Here is a 17,418-nt window from a genome sequence, read left to right on the forward strand (position 1 = left end):
TAGGCTTGGGGCATGAAGAATCTTCCTCTGCTCCACTGGCATTCGATGTTCATGGGGGTGGCGCTGTTGGCGTCCGGCCGCTCCAAGGACGCGCGCAAGCGCAACGGGGCCTGTATCGTCAGCCCGGACAACAAGATTTCCGGCGTCGGCTACAACGGCCTGCCGCGCGGCTGCAATGACGACGACGAGCACTACTGGCAAGACGACGACAACGACCCGCTGAACTCCCGCCACAGCTACATCGTGCATGCGGAGCAGAACGCCATCCTCAACTGCACGACGCTGCCGCTGCACGGGTCCACCATCTACGCGACCCAGTACCCGTGCCCCCGGTGCGTGCAGTCCATCATCCAGGTCGGCATCAAGCGCGTGGTCTACCTCGACAAGAAGGCGCACCAGGAGCGCATCAACGGGGCCTCTGAAAAAATGCTGGCCGATGCAGGCGTCGAGATCGCATCCCTGCAGGAACTGCACCCCGAGTCCGCCGACTGGTCCCTAGAGCTGGCCCAGTTCATCGAAGGCTCCACCCAAGGGAAGCCCACACCATGAAATGGGAAGGCAACCGCGAATCCGACAACGTCGAAGACCGCCGCGACGGGTCTGGTGGTGGCTTTGGCGGCGGTGGCCTGGGCGGTTTGCTCGGGGGACTGCTGGGCAGCCGCTTGGGCGTGGGCACCATCGTGGTGGCGCTGCTGGGCGGTTGGGCCCTGGGTATCAACCCGCTCACCATCCTGGGCCTGCTCAGTGGCGAAGGCGGGCCTGCACCCCAGGTGCAGCAGGCCCCGGCCCACCGCCCACCGGCGGACGACAAGATGGCCAAATTCGTCTCCACCGTGCTGGCCGACACCGAGGACGTGTGGACCGATGTGTTCAAAAAGGGCGGTGCCGATTACCAAAAGCCCAAGCTGGTGCTGTTCCGCGGTGCCACGCCCACCGCCTGCGGCCAGGGCCAGAGCGCGATGGGCCCGTTTTACTGCCCGGCCGACCAGAAGGTCTATATCGACCTGGGCTTTTACGAAACCCTGCAAAAGCAGCTGGGGGCGCCCGGCGACTTTGCCCAGGCCTATGTGATCGCCCATGAGGTGGGCCACCATGTGCAAAACCTGCTGGGCATCAGCGCCAAGGTGCAGCAGGCCCGCAGCCGGGCCAGCGCGGCAGAGTCCAACGCCCTGAGCGTGCGCCTGGAGCTGCAGGCCGACTGTTTTGCCGGCGTCTGGGCCTACCACGCCAACAACGCCCGCCAACTGCTGGAGCAGGGCGATGTGGAAGAGGCCATGAACGCCGCCGCCAAGATTGGCGACGATGCCCTGCAGCGCGGTAGCGGCCATGCGGTGGTGCCGGAAAGCTTCACCCATGGCAGCAGTGCCCAGCGTCAGCGCTGGTTTTCGCAAGGTTTAAAAACCGGCAGCGTCAAGGGCTGCGACACCTTCTCCAGCCGCACTTTGTAAGAGTAGTGGGATAATCGGGGTTTGCCCTGAGTCTTGGGGCGCCCCGCTATCGGATGGATAGCACCTTTTTGGCTATGCCTGACCGAATTGACTACTGAACTGCAATCCCCCGCTTCCGCGCCTGCCACCGCCGCACCCGCCGAAGCCCCGCCCATGCGATACGCCGATCTGGCGCTGGCCGAGCCGCTTAAGCGTGCCGTGGCCGATATGGGCTACGAATTCATGACGCCCATCCAGGCGCAGGCGATCCCCGTGGTGATCACGGGCAAAGATGTGATGGGCGCCGCCCAGACCGGCACCGGCAAAACCGCTGCCTTCTCCTTGCCCCTACTGCACCGCCTGATGAAGCACGAAAACGCTTCTACCTCTCCCGCCCGCCACCCCGTGCGCGCCCTGGTGCTGCTGCCCACACGTGAGCTGGCCGACCAGGTGGCTCAGCAAGTGAAGATGTACGCCAAGCACACCAGCCTGCGCAGCGCCGTGGTGTTTGGTGGCATGGACATGAAGCCCCAGACCCTGGAGCTGAAAAAAGGCGTGGAAGTGTTGGTGGCTACCCCAGGCCGCCTGCTGGACCACATCGAAGCCAAGAACGCCGTGCTCAACCAGGTCGAGTACGTGGTGTTGGACGAGGCTGACCGCATGCTGGACATCGGCTTTCTGCCGGACCTGCAGCGCATCCTTTCCTACCTGCCCAAGCAGCGCACCACACTCTTGTTCAGCGCCACCTTCTCGCCCGAGATCAAGCGCCTGGCCAATAGCTACCTGCAAGACCCCGTCACCATCGAAGTGGCCCGCTCCAACGCGACGGCGTCCACGGTCGAGCAGCATTTCTACAGCGTGGGCGAGGACAACAAGCGCCACGCCCTGCACCAGATCCTGAAGACCCGCGGCATGAAGCAAGCCTTTGTGTTTGTGAACAGCAAGCTGGGCTGTGCCCGACTGGCCCGCTCGCTGGAGCGCGAGGGCCTGAAGACCGCCGCGCTGCACGGTGACAAGAGCCAGGACGAGCGCCTGAAAGCGCTGGATGCCTTCAAAAAGGGTGAAGTGGACCTGCTGGTGTGCACCGATGTGGCCGCCCGCGGTCTGGACATCAAGGACGTGCCCGCGGTGTTCAACTTCGACATTCCCTTCAACGCCGAAGACTATGTGCACCGCATTGGCCGCACGGGCCGTGCCGGGGCCTCCGGCCTGGCCGTGACCTTTGTGGGCGGCGGCAACGACGCCCGCCTGTTGGCCGACATCGAGAAACTGATCAAGACCAAGATCGACCTCGAAGCCGTGGAGTTTGAAGAAGACCAGCCCGACATTCGCAAGCAAGGCCGCATCAACGACGGCCGCCGCATGTACCACGAAGATGGCAGCGCGGTGAGCGACAACGGCCGCAGCGGCGGACGCGGCGAAGGCCGTGGCGCGCGTGACGATGGCGACCGTGTGCGCGTGCCGCGTGCGCCGCGCAACGACTACAACCGCCCGGTGCAAGTGTCGCGCGACCCCTTCTTCGACAAGCCCTATGAGCCCACTGCGGCGCCTGAAGCGGCGCCGTCCTGGGAGGCTACGGCCCGCACCACCACGCGTAGCATTTCCGCCAACATCAAGCCCAAGCGCAAAGTGGCTGCTTTGTTCAAGGCCGACTGAGTCAGTGCACTCCAAACGAAAACGGCGCCTGGTGCGCCGTTTTTTTATGCCAGTTTTATTCCCCCGGCTTTTGTGACTGCTCGCAGTGCACCTGCAACAGCTCGGTGCGCCAGGGCGCACCGTCATTGGCGTTAGGCTCCACGCGCAACGCGCTGAGGCAACCGCCCCACACGCAGCCGGTGTCCAGCGCCAGGACGTCGGACCGCCCCAGCCAGCCCAGGGTAGACCAGTGGCCGAACGCCACGGTGACGTTGGCCGTCTGGCGCCCCGGCGCCTCGTACCAGGGCAGGTAGCCTGCGGGAGCCTGTTCGGCCGGGCCCGAGGTGGCGAACTCCATGGCACCTTCGGGTGTGCAAAAGCGCATGCGCGTCAGCGCGTTCACGATCACGCGCAGGCGCGCGATGCCGGTCAGGTCGTCGCTCCACTGTTCGGGCGCATTGCCATACATGGACTGGAAGAAATCGCCCACTGCATCCGAGCGCAGCACCGCCTCCACTTCCTCTGCCAATGCTATGGTTTTGCTAGCGGTCCACGCAGGTAGCACGCCGGCGTGGACCATTAAAAGCTCAGAGCCCCCGATGCGCTCCCGCATCGCCATGCGCTGCTGGCGCAGCCAGTCCAGCAGGGCTGGGCGGTCGGGCGCGGCCAGCAGGTCGGCCAATGTGTCGTGGCGGCCGGGCTTGCGCACGCCATGGGCCACGGCCAGCAGGTGCAGGTCGTGGTTGCCCAGCAGGCAGCGTGCGGAAGCGCCGTAGCCCATCAGCCGGCGCAGCACGCCGGCCGAGTCCGGCCCGCGGTTCACCAGGTCGCCCAGCAGGTAGAGCGTGTCGCGGCTCGGGGAGAAATCGATCAGTCGGGTGAGCTGGTCCAGTGCGGCATTGCAGCCCTGCACATCACCGATAAGGTACATTGCCATGGTCTCGATTCTCGCTTGGGTTCCATGGATTTTTTGCTGATCATTGTTCTGACCTTGTTGAATGGCGCCTTCGCCATGTCAGAGTTGGCGCTTACCGCCAGCCGCAAAGTGCGGCTGCACACCATGGCCGATGCGGGCGACAAGGGCGCCCTGGCCGCCCTGGCCTTGTTGGACAACCCCACCCACTTTTTGTCAGTGGTGCAAGTTGGCATTACCTCCATCGGCATGCTCAACGGCATCGTAGGCGAGGCCGCGTTTAGCGATGGCGTTGCCCGATGGTTGGGCGCTACATTACCCATCTCGCACCGCGCCGCCGAAATCTCGGCCACGGCGCTGGTGGTGACCACCATCACCTTCATCACCATCTTGTTTGGAGAGCTGGTGCCCAAGCGCATTGGTCAGCTCTACCCCGAAGTCGTGGCCCGCGCACTGGCCATCCCCATGACATGGGTGGCCAAGGGTGCGAAGCCTTTTGTGCGTCTGCTTTCGTTTGCCACGCACGGCATCTTGCAGTTGCTGCACCTGAACGCCAGTGACAACCGCGCCGTCACCGAAGCCGAAATCTCAGCCAGCCTGGAGGAGGGGGTGGACGCCGGCATCATCGAAGAGCATGAGCACCAGATGGTGCGCAACGTCTTCCACCTGGATGACCGCCAGCTCGCCTCCATGATGCTGCCGCGCACCGACATGGTCTGGCTGGAGGCCGGCCAGACCGTGGCCCAGTGCCTGGCGCAGGCAGGGGCCAACGCCACGCACGGGGGCCATTCGTGGTACCCCGTGTGCCGCGAGTCGCTGGACAACGTGGTCGGCATCATCAGCGTGGCGCGCCTGCTGGCACTGGGCGATTCGCACCAGGGCCCGATTGAGGCGGCGGTGGAGCCCGCCGTGTTTGTACCCGAGACGCTGAGCGGCATGGAGCTGATCGAGCAGTTCCGCGTCAAGTCCGCGCGCATGGTGTTTGTGGTGGATGAGTACGGCGTGGTGCAGGGCCTGATCACCCCGCATGACCTGCTGGAAGCCATTACCGGCGAACTGCAGCCCGATGCGCAAACCGAGGCGTGGGCCACGCTGCAGGATGACGGTACCTGGGTGCTGGATGGCCTGATGCCCGTGGGTGAACTCAAGGCCCGGCTGGAGATTGACGACGAGCTGCCTGACGAGGAACGCGGGCGCTACAACACACTGGCCGGTTTGTTGATGGCCGTGTCGGGCAACCTGCCCGCGCAGGGTGAGCAAATCATTTGTGCGCAGTGGGCGTTTGAGGTGCTGCAGCTGGAAGGCCGCCGCATCGACAAGGTAAAGGCCCGCCGCACCCTGGGCGATCCCTGAGCTAAAGGCGCCCGGTGAGCCTGTAGGCCACCAAGCCCAACAGTTCATGCAGGGCCAACTGCCAGCGCATCGCGCCTTCGGCCAACGAGAAGTCCTGCCAGTCGCTGCTGTCCCCGGTGCGAAAGTCCACCGGGTAGGCCGTCACGTTCCAGCCTGCCTTGGCAAACGTGGCCATGGAGCGCGGCATGTGCCAGGCGGAGGTCACCAGCAACCAGCGCTGCGTGCGGTCCACGCCCGGCAACTGTGCGGTCAGCACTGCGTTCTCATAGGTGTTGCGGGAGGCCGATTCGTACTGCACCTGGGGCCCGCTCACACCCATGCTGTCAAAGAACATCTTGGCGCGCTCGGCTTCGGTTTGGCCAACACCCATCAGCATGCCCTCGCCCCCGGTGAACAGCATGCGAAGCTTGGGGTTGCTGCGCAGCATGGCCACTGGCGCAGTCATGCGCTCGGCCGCATCGTTGAGCATGGGCTGTAGGTGGGCCTGCTGCGTGCGACCTGATTCGGTGGCACCGCCCAGCACGACCATGCCCACATAGCCACTCAAGTCGGCCTGGGGCGCCAGCTCGGGGTATTGGGCCTCCAGTCGGCGGATGACGAGCTCGGGCAGTGGCATCCAGGCCGTGAGCACCATCAGCACCAGCGCCAAACCCAGCAGACGCTTGCCAGCCCGCGGGCGGCGTTGCAGCACCAGCAGGCTGAGCACCATCACGACAAACACCCACAGCAGGGGTTGGGACAACAGGCCAATAAGTTTGGAAGCAAGGAACATGGAGTGCGGGTTATTTGGTGTCGTCCGGCATGGGGCGTGCTTGTTGCATCACGGCGTCCACGGACTGTTTGACTTGCTGCTGGATCTGCTGGCTCTGTTGTTGCGGCGTGGCGTCGGGCGCAGCCCCAGGCACCACTGCCGTGGCGCTGCCCATTTGCTTCTTGGCCAGCAGGCCCACAATGGCCAGTACGACCAGCAAACTGACGATTCCAAAGAGTGCGCGCATGGGGAGCTCCAATAGAAGGCGGAGCCGCATTTTGACCGATGGTGCTGGCGCACCGTGGCAAGATGTGCGCTGTTTTGCAATTGGTGGGAGAACCATGGCGCGCATTCTTGTCGTTGACGACGACGCAGACCTGCTGAAGTCCCTGTCCATGCGCCTGCGCTACGAGGGGCACGACGTGACCTCAGCCGACGGTGGCCCCATGGCGCTCTCCAAGCTCGACCTCGAAGTGCCCCACATGGTCATCACCGACCTGCGCATGCCCGAGATGGATGGCCTGCAGCTGTTCGAGGCCATCCACCGCCGCTTCCCACTCATGCCCGTGGTGATCCTCACGGCCAACGGCACCATCCCCGACGCCGTGCGCGCCATGCAAAAAGGCGTGTTCGGTTACATCACCAAACCGTTTGAAGGCGCTGCGCTCATGCGTGAAGTGGACCGTGCCTTGGCCATCTCCAGCGCGCTGGGCGCCGACATGCCGGGTGAGGCGCCCGGCGAGCGCTGGCGCGAAGCCATCATCACGCGCAGCCCACGCATGGAAAAGCTGCTGGCCGAGGCCCGCAGCGTCGCGCAGAGCGATGCCTCGGTGCTCATCCACGGCGAAAGCGGCACAGGCAAAGAGCTGCTGGCTCGCGCCGTGCACGCCTCCAGCGCGCGGGCGGATGAAGCCTTTGTGGCCGTGAACTGCGGCGCTATCCCGGAGAACCTGGTGGAGGCCGAGCTGTTTGGCCATGTGAAGGGCGCGTTCACCGGCGCCGTGCGCGACAACCCTGGCATGTTCACCAGCGCCCACAAGGGCACGATTTTTCTGGACGAAATTGCCGACCTGCCGCTGGCCATGCAAGTCAAGCTGCTGCGCGTGCTGCAGGAGCGCGAGGTGCGCCCCGTGGGCGCCAGTAAGCCGCACAAGGTGGACGTGCGTGTCATCTCCGCATCGCACCGCACGCTGGAGGCCGAGGTGGCTGCCGGCACCTTCCGCGAAGACCTGTACTACCGTCTCAACGTGGTGGGCCTCACGCTGCCGCCGCTGGCCGACAGGCGTGAAGATATTCCGCTGCTGGCCAACTACTTTTTGCAAAGCCTGGCGCTGCGCTACGCCAAGCCCGTGCGCACCTTTGCCCCCGGCGGGCTGGAGCAGCTCAGCGTGGCGCCCTGGCCCGGCAATGTGCGGCAGCTGCAAAACGTGGTGGAGAAGTGCGTGGTGATGAGCCCCGGCGCCGTCATCCCCGCCACGCTGGTGCAAAGCGCCATCAGCACCCAGGGGCCCGAACTGCTCTCGCTGGATGAGGCGCGCAAGGAGTTTGAGCGCGACTACCTCACCAGTTTGCTCAAGATCACCAACGGCAATGTGGCCCAGGCCGCCAAGCTGGCTCAGCGCAACCGCACCGACTTTTACGCGCTGATGGCTCGCCATCAGCTGGAGCCTGCGCAGTTCAAAAACTGAGTCTTCCGGACTGGCCAAACTGTCGGCAAACACCGACACCCTAAGTCGTTGATTTCATTGAAGTTTTGGTTGATGGGGCAAGGGCGTGTCGGTGTTTGCCGACAAACCATTCCCTGCGGTTTTTGCTAAGTTGTTGATTTCGTTGAAGAAAAGTTTTGGCACGCTTCGTGGGTAGTAGTGCGGGTCTTATTCAACAAGTACCGAAGGAAAACACCATGAACTCCGAACAAATCAACCTCGTCCAGGCATCGTTTGAAGATGTGCGCCCCCTCGCCGCCACTGCGGCCGAGCTGTTCTACGACCGCCTCTTCACGCTGGACCCTTCGCTCAAGCACCTGTTCAAGGGCGACATGCCCAACCAGGGCCGCATGCTCATGTCCATGATCGGATCGGCCGTACACGGTCTGAAGGACCTGGACAACTTGGCCCCCGTGCTGCGCAACCTGGGCGCCCGCCACGTGGGCTACGGCGTGCGCGAAGAACACTACGTCACGGTGGGTACTGCTCTGCTGTGGACGCTGAGCGCCGGTCTGGGCGAGAAGTTCACCCCCGAAGTGCGCGAAGCCTGGACCGCGGCTTACGGCCTGCTGGCCGACGTGATGCAGTTTGGCGCGTTGGAGGCCGAGCGCATCAAACGCCATGAGCAGGACATGACGGTTGCCTGAGGGCGGGTAGCGTCAGCGCTCGTAGGGCAGCAAAGCCTTCGCCGCTTCGATCCTGTCTTTGAGCGCAACAGCAGGATCGTTCATCACCTGGGTCAGGAAGGCCTTCGGGCCCACCACGACGCCTTCGCTCGAGGCGTTGACCGTGGATGGGGCTGGCGGCGTTTCTGGTTGCGGCGTGCCACGCAAGAGATCCAACGCGTCGTGAAACTGGGACACTTTCATGGACTTGAGCCGGGAGAGGATGTCCGCTTGCTGGTCCAGATTGGGAGCAATGTCCAGCCAGGGCTCCTCGCCGAAGATTGAGGCAAGGTCTGCGCTCACGAAGGCCGACCAGTTGCCGCTCTCTTGAAGGGCCGGCACCCGGTTTGCTTGGACCGCCTCCGCGTTCCCACTCAATGCAGGGGACGGAAACAGGCGAACCCGCTTGGCAGGCACCGCGCTGAGGTATTTGCGCTGCAGCAGCGCCAGGAATTCAGCCGCGTTATCGGCACGGATGGGTTCGGCCACAGAGAACCACAGCTGCAGTCCGTCGGTTCCTGACACGGCAATAGCCGTCGCAGGCAGTTCCCATTCGCTTTGCGTGCCATGCCATACGGCGGACAGGTCTGGCCACTCCGCAGGTTGGGCTATCTCCAGCACCATGGCTTTGACGCCGCCCTCCGGGGTAATCAGACACCCCTGCGCTGGGGGCGCCGGGTCGGGCACCTCATACAGGCGTGCAAATTCGGCGCTAAAGCGGCTCATGGCCTGTCGGCATCAGCTGCACTTGGGGTCGCACACGGCCTGGGATTTGCCGATGAACTTGCGCGATTTCAGCTCACTGCGTGGGCGATGCTTGCCGCACAGGAAGCACGACATCGTGGCTGCTCCGGGGTTGGATGCAGTCAGGAATGGCGATCCTCCCACTTTGGACTTGTAGCGCAAGCCGTCTTCCAGAATCTTGGTTTTGTCTGCAGGTTTACTCATGCCCAATTTTACGTTGCCGCTGGCCCGAATACTGCTTGCCATGGCGCCATGGGAGCGTCAAAAACCCTTGTTACTATGGGTCTGACTTTGAATTGAACCGAAAGGTGACACCGAATGCAGCCAATGTCTCCGTCAGCCAGCGTGAGCACCCAGCCTGAGGACATCAGCCATGGGTTGAGAGATTCGGCGCGTTTTCGTTTCTGCTCTGGAAAATGCCAGGGTGAACGTCCTCCCGAAGGCGGCGTGGAGCTGGCACCAGGACGCTGGCGTTGCAACATTTGCTGGATGGAGATGGCCAGAAAGCGGAGCTAGCCGGCCTGCCCGTGAAAAGCCCGCGGCTCTCGCGGGCAACGGTTTTAAAGCGCCACATCCCAGGGCGGCCTATAGCCCAATCTGCCGGCCAGAAAGTCCACGAAGGCGCGCACGCGCGGTGGAACCAGTCGCCTTTGGGGCATGACGGCCCAGATGCCGGTGGCGGATAGCGGGTAGTCGGGCAAAACCACCTGCAGGCGCTTGGCCTTCAGGTCTTCGGCCACATGCCAGGAGGAGTGCAGCGCAATGCCACTGCCGGCCACCGCAGCGTCGCGCAACAACTCACCGAAGTTGCTCTCCAGCCGGCCCTGCACCTGCACCATGGTCTCACCACCGTGTCCGTCACCCATCGTCCAGCGGTCCTGGCGGCCATTGGCGCCTGTGAGGATCAGGCAATCGTGGTGGGCCAGATCGGCCGGCATCTGCGGCGTGCCTCGCTGCGCCAGGTAATGGGGTGAGGCGACCAGCACACGTTGATTGGGCGCCAGGCGTCGGGCCACCAGCGTGGAGTCCGCCAACGCACCCACACGCACGGCCAGATCGAAGCCGGCGGTCACCAAGTCCACCACGCGGTCATTCAAGTCCACATTGACGCGCACCCCGGGATGCAACGCCATGAATTCTAGCAACAGCGGCGACAGGTGCAATCGCCCGAAGGTGGCAGAGGTCGTGACGGTCAGCGTACCGCTGACCAGCTCGCCAGACTGGCGCAGGCTGCCCACCAGGGCATCCAGGTCCTCCACCAAGCTACGTCCCTGCTCGGCCAGTGCCAGGCCCTCCGGCGTAGGGTGCAGGCGGCGTGTCGTGCGGTGCAGCAGGCGCACGCCCAGTTCTTTTTCCAGCCGCGCCAGGCGCTGGCTGGCGACGGCCGGGCTCAGGTCCAGGCTACGTGCGGCGGCGCTGATGGAGCCCTGGTCCAGCACGCGCAGGAAGAGGGCGAGGTCATCCAAGCGTTCCATTTATAGGTATTTATTGAAAGTGATTCGCCATTTTGCTGCTTTATTTAAAAACTGCAAATCACGACCATAGCGGTATTCACTTTTGGAACGCCCTTATGAAATCCCCTACCTCTTCCAACCGACTACCTCCAGCGCTGTTCGCGCTGACGGCCGGCGCCTTTGGCATAGGCACCACCGAATTCGTCATCATGGGCCTGCTGATGCAGGTATCCAGCGACCTGGGGGTGTCCATTGCCGCAGCCGGCCTGCTGATCTCGGGCTACGCGTTGGGTGTGTTTGCCGGTGCGCCGGTGCTCACGGCGCTGACCGGCCGCTGGCCGCGCAAGACGGTGTTGCTGGCGCTGATGGCCGTGTTCTCGCTGGGCAACCTGACCTGTGCGCTGGCGCCCAATTACGAAGTGCTGATGGCCGCGCGCGTGCTGACCTCGTTGGCCCATGGCACTTTCTTCGGCGTCGGCTCGGTAGTGGCCACCAGTCTGGTGGCGCCGGAGCGCAAGGCCAGCGCGATCTCCATCATGTTCACCGGCCTGACCGCTGCCACCCTGCTGGGTGTGCCAGCGGGTGCCTGGCTGGGCTTGCACTTTGGCTGGCGCGCCACCTTTTGGGCCGTTGCCATGTTGGGGCTGCTGGCGCTGACGGTTATTGCCGCATTGGTGTCCAAAGACGAGGTCACCGACCAAGGCACCTCTTTTGGTGAAGAGATCAAGGTGCTGGCTCGCCCGCAGGTGCTCCTGGGCCTGGCGATGACGGTGTTCGGCTTTGCCGGCGTGTTCACGCTGTTCACCTACATCCAGCCCTTGCTGACCCAGATCAGTGGCTTCAGTGCGGCAGCCGTGTCACCCATCCTGCTGGTGTTTGGCGCCGGCTTCATTGGCGGCAACCTGCTGGGCGGCAAGCTGGCTGACAAGTACCTGGTGCGCACGCTGTTGGGCACCCTGTTGGCGTTGGCCGCCGTGCTGGGCACGATGACGTTTGCGCTGCACACGCCGTGGGCCGCCATCCTGTTTACCGGCCTGTTGGGCGCGGCCGGCTTTGCCACCGTGGCACCGCTGCAGATGCGGGTGCTGCAGCAGGCCGAGGGTGCTGGGCAAAACCTGGCTTCCAGCCTGAACATTGCCGCCTTCAACCTGGGCAATGCCCTGGGTGCATGGCTGGGTGCCAAGGTAGTGGCCAGCACACTGGGCCTGGCGGCACTGGGTTGGGTGGGTGCGCTGCTGACACTAATGGGCTTGGTGCTGGCCGGCGTGAGCGTGTGGCTGGAGCGAAGCCAGTCGGTGCCGGCCGTGGCGCTGGCGCATGCCCCGGGTGCGACCAGCGCTTGCTGATGATGTGGTGACCTTGAGGATATGTAGCTACCTCAATGCGTAACGAAAAAGCCCGTTGTCCATATTGAACAACGGGCTTTAAATTTGGTGCCGGAGAGATGAATCGAACACCCGACCTTCTCATTACGAATGAGCTGCTCTACCGACTGAGCTACACCGGCAACTTAGCCCCCGATTATAACGGGCTGGCTACCGCAGTCAGGCGGCTTCGGAGTGGTAGCGCGTGGCGCGTTCCACCTCGTTTTTCGATCCCAGGAACACGCTCACGCGCTGGTGCAGCTTGGTGGGCTGGATATCCAGGATGCGCTGGCGCCCGTCGGTAGCGGCGCCACCGGCTTGCTCAATCAACCAGCCCATGGGGTTGGCTTCATACAGCAGGCGCAGCTTGCCTGGCTTCTCGGGCTCGCGCTTGTCCCAGGGGTACATGAAGACGCCGCCGCGGGTCAGGATGCGATGCACGTCGGCCACCATGCTGGCAATCCAGCGCATGTTGAAGTCCTTGCCGCGCGGACCGTCTTTGCCCTGCAGGCATTCGTCGATATAGCGTTTCACGGGTTCGTCCCAATGGCGCATATTGCTCATGTTGACGGCGAACTCCTGCGTGTCTTCGGGTACGCGCACATTCTCCTGCGTCAGCACAAACGAGCCTTGCTCGCGGTCCAGTGTGAACATGGCAACGCCTTCGCCCAGCGTCAGCACCAGCGTGGTTTGTGGACCATAGATGCAATAGCCTGCGGCCACCTGCTGGCTGCCAGGTTGCAAAAAGTCCTGCTCGCTCACGGCGGGGCCTTCAGGGTCTTTGTGCAGCACGCTGAAGATGGTGCCGATGCTGACGTTGACATCGATGTTGCTGGAGCCGTCCAGCGGGTCAAACATCAGCAGGTATTCGCCCTGGGGGTAGCGGTGGGGCACCACATAGATGCCTTCCATTTCCTCGCTGGCCATGGCGGCCAGGTGGCCACCCCACTCGTTGGCTTCAATCAGCACTTCGTTGGCGATGATGTCCAGCTTCTTCTGGATTTCGCCTTGTACGTTCTCGCTCTCGGCAGCACCCAGCACGCCACCCAGGGCGCCCTTGGTCACGGCCAGGCTGATGCTTTTGCAGGCGCGGGCCACCACCTCCAGCAGCAGGCGCAGCTGCGGCGGGATGGCGCCAGGGCCCGCCGCCTGGCCTTCGTGGCCGCGCTGCTTCTCGATCAGGTAGCGCGTGAGCGATATGCGTTGTGTCATGGAAAAGTCCTAAGTTTTGGAAATCAGTTCGTCCAGCCGGGCCTGCGCGTCGTCCAGCAGGTCTTCGTCGCCGCTGGCGCGGGCAATGGCCACGCGTTGCTCAAACAAGGCGCGGGCCTGTGCCGCATCGCCGGCTTCATGCGCCAGCACGCCTTGCTGGAACAGCGTGTCCAGAATGATGTCATTGTCTTGCAAGGCCTGGCCCAGGGCCAGGCGCTGCTGCAGGTAGGTGTTGGCCAGGGGGGTGTCGCCCAGCTCGTAGGCGTTTTGCGCCAGGTTGTTGATGACGCCTGCAAGGCGTTCATCGGTGCCTGATCCAAAGGCGTCTTGTGCATCGGCCAGCAGCTGCCGGTTGTGCGCTAGGGCCTCAGCATGGCGACCAGCCTCGTGGAAGGCGTAGCCAATCTCCTCGCGGATACCCAGCTTCTGGTCCAGGCTCAGTGTCGCCCTGGCGTGGGGGGACCATTCGGTGGCCTGCTGCAGGTGCGCAATGGCGGTGTCGTATTCCTCGGCCTGCACAGCCGATTTGCCCAGGGCGTAATGCTGCTCAAAGCGGTCGCTGGGCGTCAGGCCACCACGCGACTCGCGGATGGCCAGCGCGCGCAGACCCAGGGGCAGGCCCTCAGAGGCCCACTGGCGCTTGGCAAACACCACAAACTGCAGCCACAGCAGGTCGGCCAGCTCGGCAGACTGTGCGCCCACTTTCTCTGCCAGCGGCAGCAGCGCTTCCAGATCTTCCGACATGGCCGAGCCGCTGAACATGGCATCGGCGTCGTACACCGTGTCGCGCAGCGGGTTGAAGCGTCGCGCAAACTTTTCGGCAGGGGATGCGAAACCGAACAGGGCCATGGCTGCGTGCCGGGCGTTTAGTCCGCCAGCGCGCGGTCTACCACCTCGCGCACGTCGTTGCTGAGGTCAACTTTGGCGGCCACGCGCACCAGCGCTTCGCGCGCGGCGCTGCGGTAGGGCTCGGCCAGCTTCTTCCAGCGGTCCAGCGCGCGGGCCAGGCGGGCGGCCACCTGCGGGTTGATGCCGTCCAGCTCCATCACGCGGTCGGCCCAGAACACATAGCCTGCCGCGTCCGCCCGGTGGAAGCCGCCGGGGTTGGCGCTGCAGTAGCTGAAGATGACGCTGCGCGCGCGGTTGGGGTTGCGCAGGTTGAAGTCCGGGTGGGCCATGAGCTGGCGCACAGCGGGCAGCACCTGGCCGCCACGGTCGCTGGTGCCCGCTTGCAGGGCAAACCATTTGTCCAGCACCAGCGCCTCGTCCTTGAACAGCGCGTGGAAGCGGGCCAAGGCCTGCGCCGCCAGTGCGTGGCCGCTGCCCACCAGGGCCGCGAGCGCGTTGAAGCGGTCGGTCATGTTGCCAGCATCCTTGAAGCGCTGCAGCGTTTTGCCGGGCCACACGGTGTCACCACTTTGCACCGCAGCCAGGCACAGGAAGGCCAGCGCCATGCCGGCCAGCGCACGGCGGCCGCTGGATACGGGGTCGGGCTCGTAGGCGCCGTTGTGCTGGTGGGCCTCAAACGCCCATTCCCAGTCGGCCTGCAGGGCGGTGGCCAGCTGCAGGCGCATGGCCTCGCGCACGGCGTGAATGCGCTGCGGGTCCACCACATCCAGCTGCTCGGCGATGTAGGTCTCGCTGGGCAGGGTCAGCACCAGTTCCTTGAACGCGGCATCCAGCGTGGGGTGGCGCAGCACGGCGCGCATGGCGTCGATGTAGGCATCGTTTAGGGGTTTAGCCCCCGTGGAATCTTCGCCAGTAGCTATGCAATTGATAGCGCTGCGCAGCGCCAGGCGCTGGCCGGCTTCCCAGCGGTTGAACGGGTCGGGGTCGTTGGCTAAGAGCGTGAGCAGCTGGGCGTCGGTGTAGTCAAAGTCCAGCACCACCGGCGCGGAGAAGCCGCGCAGGATGGAGGGCACGGGCTCTTCGCTCACGTTGTTGAACGTAATGCTTTGCGCGGCCTCGGTCATCACAAACAGCTGGGTGTCGGTGTTGGAGGTTGCGCCCACCAGGCCCAGGCTCACGGGTATGACAAACGGCTCTTTGGCCGCCTGGCCCGGTGTGGGCGCGCAGCTTTGGGTGAAGTGCAGGGTGTAGGTCTGTGCCGCAGCGTCGTATTCGCCGCGGGCGGCCAGGCGCGGTGTGCCGGCCTGGCTGTACCAGCGCTTGAACTGAGGCAGCAACTTGGCCAGCGCCGAGTCCGGGTTGGCGTCGGCAATGGCTTGCGCAAAGTCGTCACAGGTCACCGCCTGGCCGTCAAAGCGCTCGAAGTACAGCGTCATGCCCTTGGCAAAGCCGGCGCGGCTGGTCAGGGTCTGCATCATGCGCACGACCTCGGCACCCTTCTCGTAGATGGTGACGGTGTAGAAGTTGTTGATCTCGATGTAGCTGTCGGGCCGCACCGGGTGGGCCATGGGGCCCGCGTCTTCGGGGAACTGGGCGGTGCGCAGCACGCGCACGTCTTCAATGCGTTTGACGGCGCGGGCACTGGGCTCGGCGCACAGGTCCTGGCTGAACTCCTGGTCGCGGAAGACGGTCAGGCCTTCCTTCAGACTCAGCTGGAACCAGTCGCGGCAAGTGATGCGGTTGCCGGTCCAGTTGTGGAAGTATTCGTGGCCCACCACGCTCTCGATGTTGGCGTAGTCCACATCGGTGGCGGTGGCCTGGTTTGCCAACACGTACTTGGTGTTGAAGATGTTCAGGCCCTTGTTCTCCATGGCGCCCATGTTGAAGTCGCTGGTGGCGACGATCATGAAGCGTTCCAGGTCCAGCGGCAGGCCGAAGCGGGCTTCGTCCCAGGCCACGCTGGCCATCAGGCTGTTCATGGCGTGCTCGGTCTTGTCCAGGTCACCGGGGCGCACATACACCTGCAGCAAATGCTCTTTGCCCGCGCGCGACACGATGCGCTGCTCGCGCGCGACCAGCTGACCGGCCACCAGCGCAAACAGGTAGCTGGGCTTCTTGTGCGGGTCTACCCACTTGGCAAAGTGGCGGCCGTCTTCCAGCGCGCCGTGTTCCACCAGGTTGCCGTTGGAGAGCAACACCGGGTACTTGGCCTTGTCGGCGCGCAGCGTCACCGTGTACATGGCCATCACATCGGGACGGTCCAGGAAGTAGGTGATGCGGCGAAAGCCCTCGGCCTCGCACTGCGTGAAGAACGACTCGTTGCTCACGTACAAGCCCATGAGCTTGGTGTTCTTCGCCGGCGCGCAGGTGGTGAAGATTTCCAGCGCAAAGGGCTCGGTGCCTTCGGGCAGGTTTTCCAGCACCAGCTGGTTGTTTTCCATCTTGAAGCTGGTGCCCTGGCCGTTCACCAGCACACGGGCCAGGTTCAGTTCCTCGCCGTCCAGGCGCAGGGGCTGGGCCGCTACATCGGGGTTGCGGCGCAACGTCATCTTGTTGAGCACGCGCGTCTTGGCGGGGTCCAGGTCAAAACTCAGATCGACGGTGTCGATCCAGTAGGCGGGGGCGGTGTAGTCGCCGCGGTGGATCACCGCAGCCGGGCCCGAGGCCTCACGAAGTTGCAACATGGTGTGTCTCCAGAAATTGGGATGTGATCAGGGCGTGGTAATCGGGCACCACGGCCAGCACGTGCGGGCCGCGTAGTTCGTCAGGGTGGTGGCTGCTGGCAATGCCCACGGCGCGCATGCCGGCGCGGCGTGCGGCTTCGATGCCCAGCGGCGCGTCTTCAAACACGATGCAGCGCGCGGGCTCCACGCCCATGCGGCGCGCGGCTTCCAGAAAAATGGCGGGCTCCGGCTTGCCGGGCAGGCCTTCGTCGCCACCCACAGTCGTCAGTGGGGCAATCGGCATCTGCAGGTGCTGGTAGGCAAAGGCCTGGTTGTGCCGGTCGCCCGCGGTGCCCACGCCCAGCTTCAGGCCGCGCGTGTGCGCCTGCGCAAAGAAGGCCTTGAAGCCCGCCACCTCGGCAAAGATGGGCGCAAAGATCTCGCGGTACACGGCTTCTTTCTCGTGCACATGGGCCATGGCCTGGTCCACCGTCATATCGGGTTGGCCAAACAGGTCACGCATGCACTCGATGCCGGTGCGGCCGGTGGTGCGGCGCATGAGGTCAGCAATGTCCACGTCCATGCCTTGCCGCTGGGCAAACACCGCCCAGCTCTCCTGGTGCGAGGGCATGGAGTCGATCATGGTGCCGTCCATGTCGAAAATCAAAGCGTCCAGCATGCC

At 64.2% G+C, this 17,418-nt stretch carries 17 protein-coding genes and 1 tRNA gene; 7 read left to right on the forward strand and 11 right to left on the reverse strand.

From position 1 onward, the window contains the following. Positions 1 to 12: 12 nt before the first annotated feature. From AC07OE_RS01150 to AC07OE_RS01160, 3 genes are all read left to right on the forward strand, one after another. The gene (locus tag AC07OE_RS01150) at positions 13 to 549 is read left to right on the forward strand and encodes a deoxycytidylate deaminase (RefSeq protein ID WP_495068730.1); all 537 of its coding nucleotides are present in this window, start codon (positions 13 to 15) and stop codon (positions 547 to 549) included. Continuing rightward, positions 546 to 1,448 (forward strand): KPN_02809 family neutral zinc metallopeptidase, encoded by a 903-nt coding sequence (gene ypfJ / locus AC07OE_RS01155; protein ID WP_495068731.1) that lies wholly within the window; start codon positions 546 to 548, stop codon positions 1,446 to 1,448. Before AC07OE_RS01150 ends, ypfJ begins: the two co-directional genes overlap by 4 nt. Before the next feature lie 153 nt (positions 1,449 to 1,601). Continuing rightward, positions 1,602 to 3,083 carry a DEAD/DEAH box helicase gene (locus AC07OE_RS01160; RefSeq protein WP_495068732.1) on the forward strand — a complete coding sequence of 494 codons (1,482 nt, stop codon included), beginning with the start codon at positions 1,602 to 1,604 and terminating at the stop codon, positions 3,081 to 3,083. Positions 3,084 to 3,138: 55 nt separating this feature from the next. Here the strand turns inward: AC07OE_RS01160 and AC07OE_RS01165 are convergent, their stop codons facing one another. Continuing rightward, positions 3,139 to 3,999 (reverse strand): symmetrical bis(5'-nucleosyl)-tetraphosphatase, encoded by an 861-nt coding sequence (locus AC07OE_RS01165; protein ID WP_495068733.1) that lies wholly within the window; start codon positions 3,997 to 3,999, stop codon positions 3,139 to 3,141. A gap of 24 nt (positions 4,000 to 4,023) precedes the next feature. Here AC07OE_RS01165 and AC07OE_RS01170 point away from each other — a divergent pair, with 24 nt between their 5' ends. After that, positions 4,024 to 5,328, forward strand: a complete 1,305-nt coding sequence (locus tag AC07OE_RS01170; protein ID WP_495068734.1) for a hemolysin family protein — start codon at positions 4,024 to 4,026, stop codon at positions 5,326 to 5,328. 1 nt (position 5,329) lies between these two features. Here AC07OE_RS01170 and AC07OE_RS01175 read toward each other — a convergent pair whose 3' ends face one another. Both AC07OE_RS01175 and AC07OE_RS01180 read right to left on the reverse strand, forming a co-directional pair. Then, positions 5,330 to 6,100, reverse strand: a complete 771-nt coding sequence (locus AC07OE_RS01175; RefSeq protein WP_495068735.1) for a YdcF family protein — start codon at positions 6,098 to 6,100, stop codon at positions 5,330 to 5,332. A gap of 10 nt (positions 6,101 to 6,110) precedes the next feature. Next, positions 6,111 to 6,326, reverse strand: coding sequence for a hypothetical protein (locus AC07OE_RS01180; RefSeq protein WP_495068736.1), 216 nt, complete (start codon positions 6,324 to 6,326; stop codon positions 6,111 to 6,113). A 94-nt stretch (positions 6,327 to 6,420) separates the two neighbouring features. On the opposite strand from AC07OE_RS01180, the gene AC07OE_RS01185 reads away from it, so the two are divergent. Both AC07OE_RS01185 and AC07OE_RS01190 read left to right on the forward strand, forming a co-directional pair. Next, positions 6,421 to 7,767 carry a sigma 54-interacting transcriptional regulator gene (locus AC07OE_RS01185; RefSeq protein WP_495068737.1) on the forward strand — a complete coding sequence of 449 codons (1,347 nt, stop codon included), beginning with the start codon at positions 6,421 to 6,423 and terminating at the stop codon, positions 7,765 to 7,767. Positions 7,768 to 7,982: 215 nt separating this feature from the next. Further along, positions 7,983 to 8,432 carry a globin family protein gene (locus AC07OE_RS01190; protein ID WP_495068738.1) on the forward strand — a complete coding sequence of 150 codons (450 nt, stop codon included), beginning with the start codon at positions 7,983 to 7,985 and terminating at the stop codon, positions 8,430 to 8,432. Between the two features lie 12 nt (positions 8,433 to 8,444). Here AC07OE_RS01190 and AC07OE_RS01195 read toward each other — a convergent pair whose 3' ends face one another. From AC07OE_RS01195 to AC07OE_RS01205, 3 genes are all read right to left on the reverse strand, one after another. Further along, the gene (locus tag AC07OE_RS01195) at positions 8,445 to 9,176 is read right to left on the reverse strand and encodes a hypothetical protein (protein WP_495068739.1); all 732 of its coding nucleotides are present in this window, start codon (positions 9,174 to 9,176) and stop codon (positions 8,445 to 8,447) included. Between the two features lie 12 nt (positions 9,177 to 9,188). Beyond that, complete coding sequence (locus AC07OE_RS01200; protein WP_495068740.1) at positions 9,189 to 9,398, reverse strand: hypothetical protein; 210 nt, start codon at positions 9,396 to 9,398, stop codon at positions 9,189 to 9,191. A gap of 356 nt (positions 9,399 to 9,754) precedes the next feature. Then, a complete protein-coding gene (locus AC07OE_RS01205; protein WP_495068741.1) occupies positions 9,755 to 10,669 on the reverse strand; it encodes a LysR family transcriptional regulator in 915 nt (304 codons plus the stop codon). A gap of 95 nt (positions 10,670 to 10,764) precedes the next feature. Between AC07OE_RS01205 and AC07OE_RS01210 the strand changes: the two genes are divergently transcribed. Next, complete coding sequence (locus AC07OE_RS01210) at positions 10,765 to 11,994, forward strand: MFS transporter (RefSeq protein WP_495068742.1); 1,230 nt, start codon at positions 10,765 to 10,767, stop codon at positions 11,992 to 11,994. 85 nt (positions 11,995 to 12,079) lie between these two features. On the opposite strand, the gene AC07OE_RS01215 is transcribed toward AC07OE_RS01210, so the two are convergent. The 5 genes from AC07OE_RS01215 to AC07OE_RS01235 form a co-directional block, all read right to left on the reverse strand. Further along, positions 12,080 to 12,155 (reverse strand) — tRNA-Thr (locus AC07OE_RS01215). A gap of 37 nt (positions 12,156 to 12,192) precedes the next feature. Continuing rightward, the gene (locus AC07OE_RS01220) at positions 12,193 to 13,224 is read right to left on the reverse strand and encodes a class 1 fructose-bisphosphatase (RefSeq protein ID WP_495068743.1); all 1,032 of its coding nucleotides are present in this window, start codon (positions 13,222 to 13,224) and stop codon (positions 12,193 to 12,195) included. 9 nt (positions 13,225 to 13,233) lie between these two features. Continuing rightward, complete coding sequence (locus AC07OE_RS01225) at positions 13,234 to 14,073, reverse strand: tetratricopeptide repeat protein (protein ID WP_495068744.1); 840 nt, start codon at positions 14,071 to 14,073, stop codon at positions 13,234 to 13,236. Between the two features lie 17 nt (positions 14,074 to 14,090). Continuing rightward, positions 14,091 to 16,757, reverse strand: a complete 2,667-nt coding sequence (gene pepN, locus AC07OE_RS01230) for an aminopeptidase N (RefSeq protein WP_495068745.1) — start codon at positions 16,755 to 16,757, stop codon at positions 14,091 to 14,093. Next, the gene (locus AC07OE_RS01235) at positions 16,741 to 17,415 is read right to left on the reverse strand and encodes an HAD family hydrolase (protein WP_495068746.1); all 675 of its coding nucleotides are present in this window, start codon (positions 17,413 to 17,415) and stop codon (positions 16,741 to 16,743) included. The genes pepN and AC07OE_RS01235 overlap by 17 nt, the downstream gene beginning before the upstream one ends. Positions 17,416 to 17,418 lie beyond the last annotated feature (3 nt).

This window comes from Rhodoferax sp. GW821-FHT09E07, assembly GCF_059416145.1.

Bases quoted from the DNA above. Each gene is read 5' to 3' on its own strand.
- AC07OE_RS01150 (WP_495068730.1), top strand. From the start codon at position 13: ATGAAGAATCTTCCTCTGCTCCACTGGCATTCGATGTTCATGGGGGTG.
- ypfJ (WP_495068731.1), top strand. From the start codon at position 546: ATGAAATGGGAAGGCAACCGCGAATCCGACAACGTCGAAGACCGCCGC.
- AC07OE_RS01160 (WP_495068732.1), top strand. From the start codon at position 1,602: ATGCGATACGCCGATCTGGCGCTGGCCGAGCCGCTTAAGCGTGCCGTG.
- AC07OE_RS01165 (WP_495068733.1), bottom strand. From the start codon at position 3,999: ATGGCAATGTACCTTATCGGTGATGTGCAGGGCTGCAATGCCGCACTG.
- AC07OE_RS01170 (WP_495068734.1), top strand. From the start codon at position 4,024: ATGGATTTTTTGCTGATCATTGTTCTGACCTTGTTGAATGGCGCCTTC.
- AC07OE_RS01175 (WP_495068735.1), bottom strand. From the start codon at position 6,100: ATGTTCCTTGCTTCCAAACTTATTGGCCTGTTGTCCCAACCCCTGCTG.
- AC07OE_RS01180 (WP_495068736.1), bottom strand. From the start codon at position 6,326: ATGCGCGCACTCTTTGGAATCGTCAGTTTGCTGGTCGTACTGGCCATT.
- AC07OE_RS01185 (WP_495068737.1), top strand. From the start codon at position 6,421: ATGGCGCGCATTCTTGTCGTTGACGACGACGCAGACCTGCTGAAGTCC.
- AC07OE_RS01190 (WP_495068738.1), top strand. From the start codon at position 7,983: ATGAACTCCGAACAAATCAACCTCGTCCAGGCATCGTTTGAAGATGTG.
- AC07OE_RS01195 (WP_495068739.1), bottom strand. From the start codon at position 9,176: ATGAGCCGCTTTAGCGCCGAATTTGCACGCCTGTATGAGGTGCCCGAC.
- AC07OE_RS01200 (WP_495068740.1), bottom strand. From the start codon at position 9,398: ATGAGTAAACCTGCAGACAAAACCAAGATTCTGGAAGACGGCTTGCGC.
- AC07OE_RS01205 (WP_495068741.1), bottom strand. From the start codon at position 10,669: ATGGAACGCTTGGATGACCTCGCCCTCTTCCTGCGCGTGCTGGACCAG.
- AC07OE_RS01210 (WP_495068742.1), top strand. From the start codon at position 10,765: ATGAAATCCCCTACCTCTTCCAACCGACTACCTCCAGCGCTGTTCGCG.
- AC07OE_RS01220 (WP_495068743.1), bottom strand. From the start codon at position 13,224: ATGACACAACGCATATCGCTCACGCGCTACCTGATCGAGAAGCAGCGC.
- AC07OE_RS01225 (WP_495068744.1), bottom strand. From the start codon at position 14,073: ATGGCCCTGTTCGGTTTCGCATCCCCTGCCGAAAAGTTTGCGCGACGC.
- pepN (WP_495068745.1), bottom strand. From the start codon at position 16,757: ATGTTGCAACTTCGTGAGGCCTCGGGCCCGGCTGCGGTGATCCACCGC.
- AC07OE_RS01235 (WP_495068746.1), bottom strand. From the start codon at position 17,415: ATGCTGGACGCTTTGATTTTCGACATGGACGGCACCATGATCGACTCC.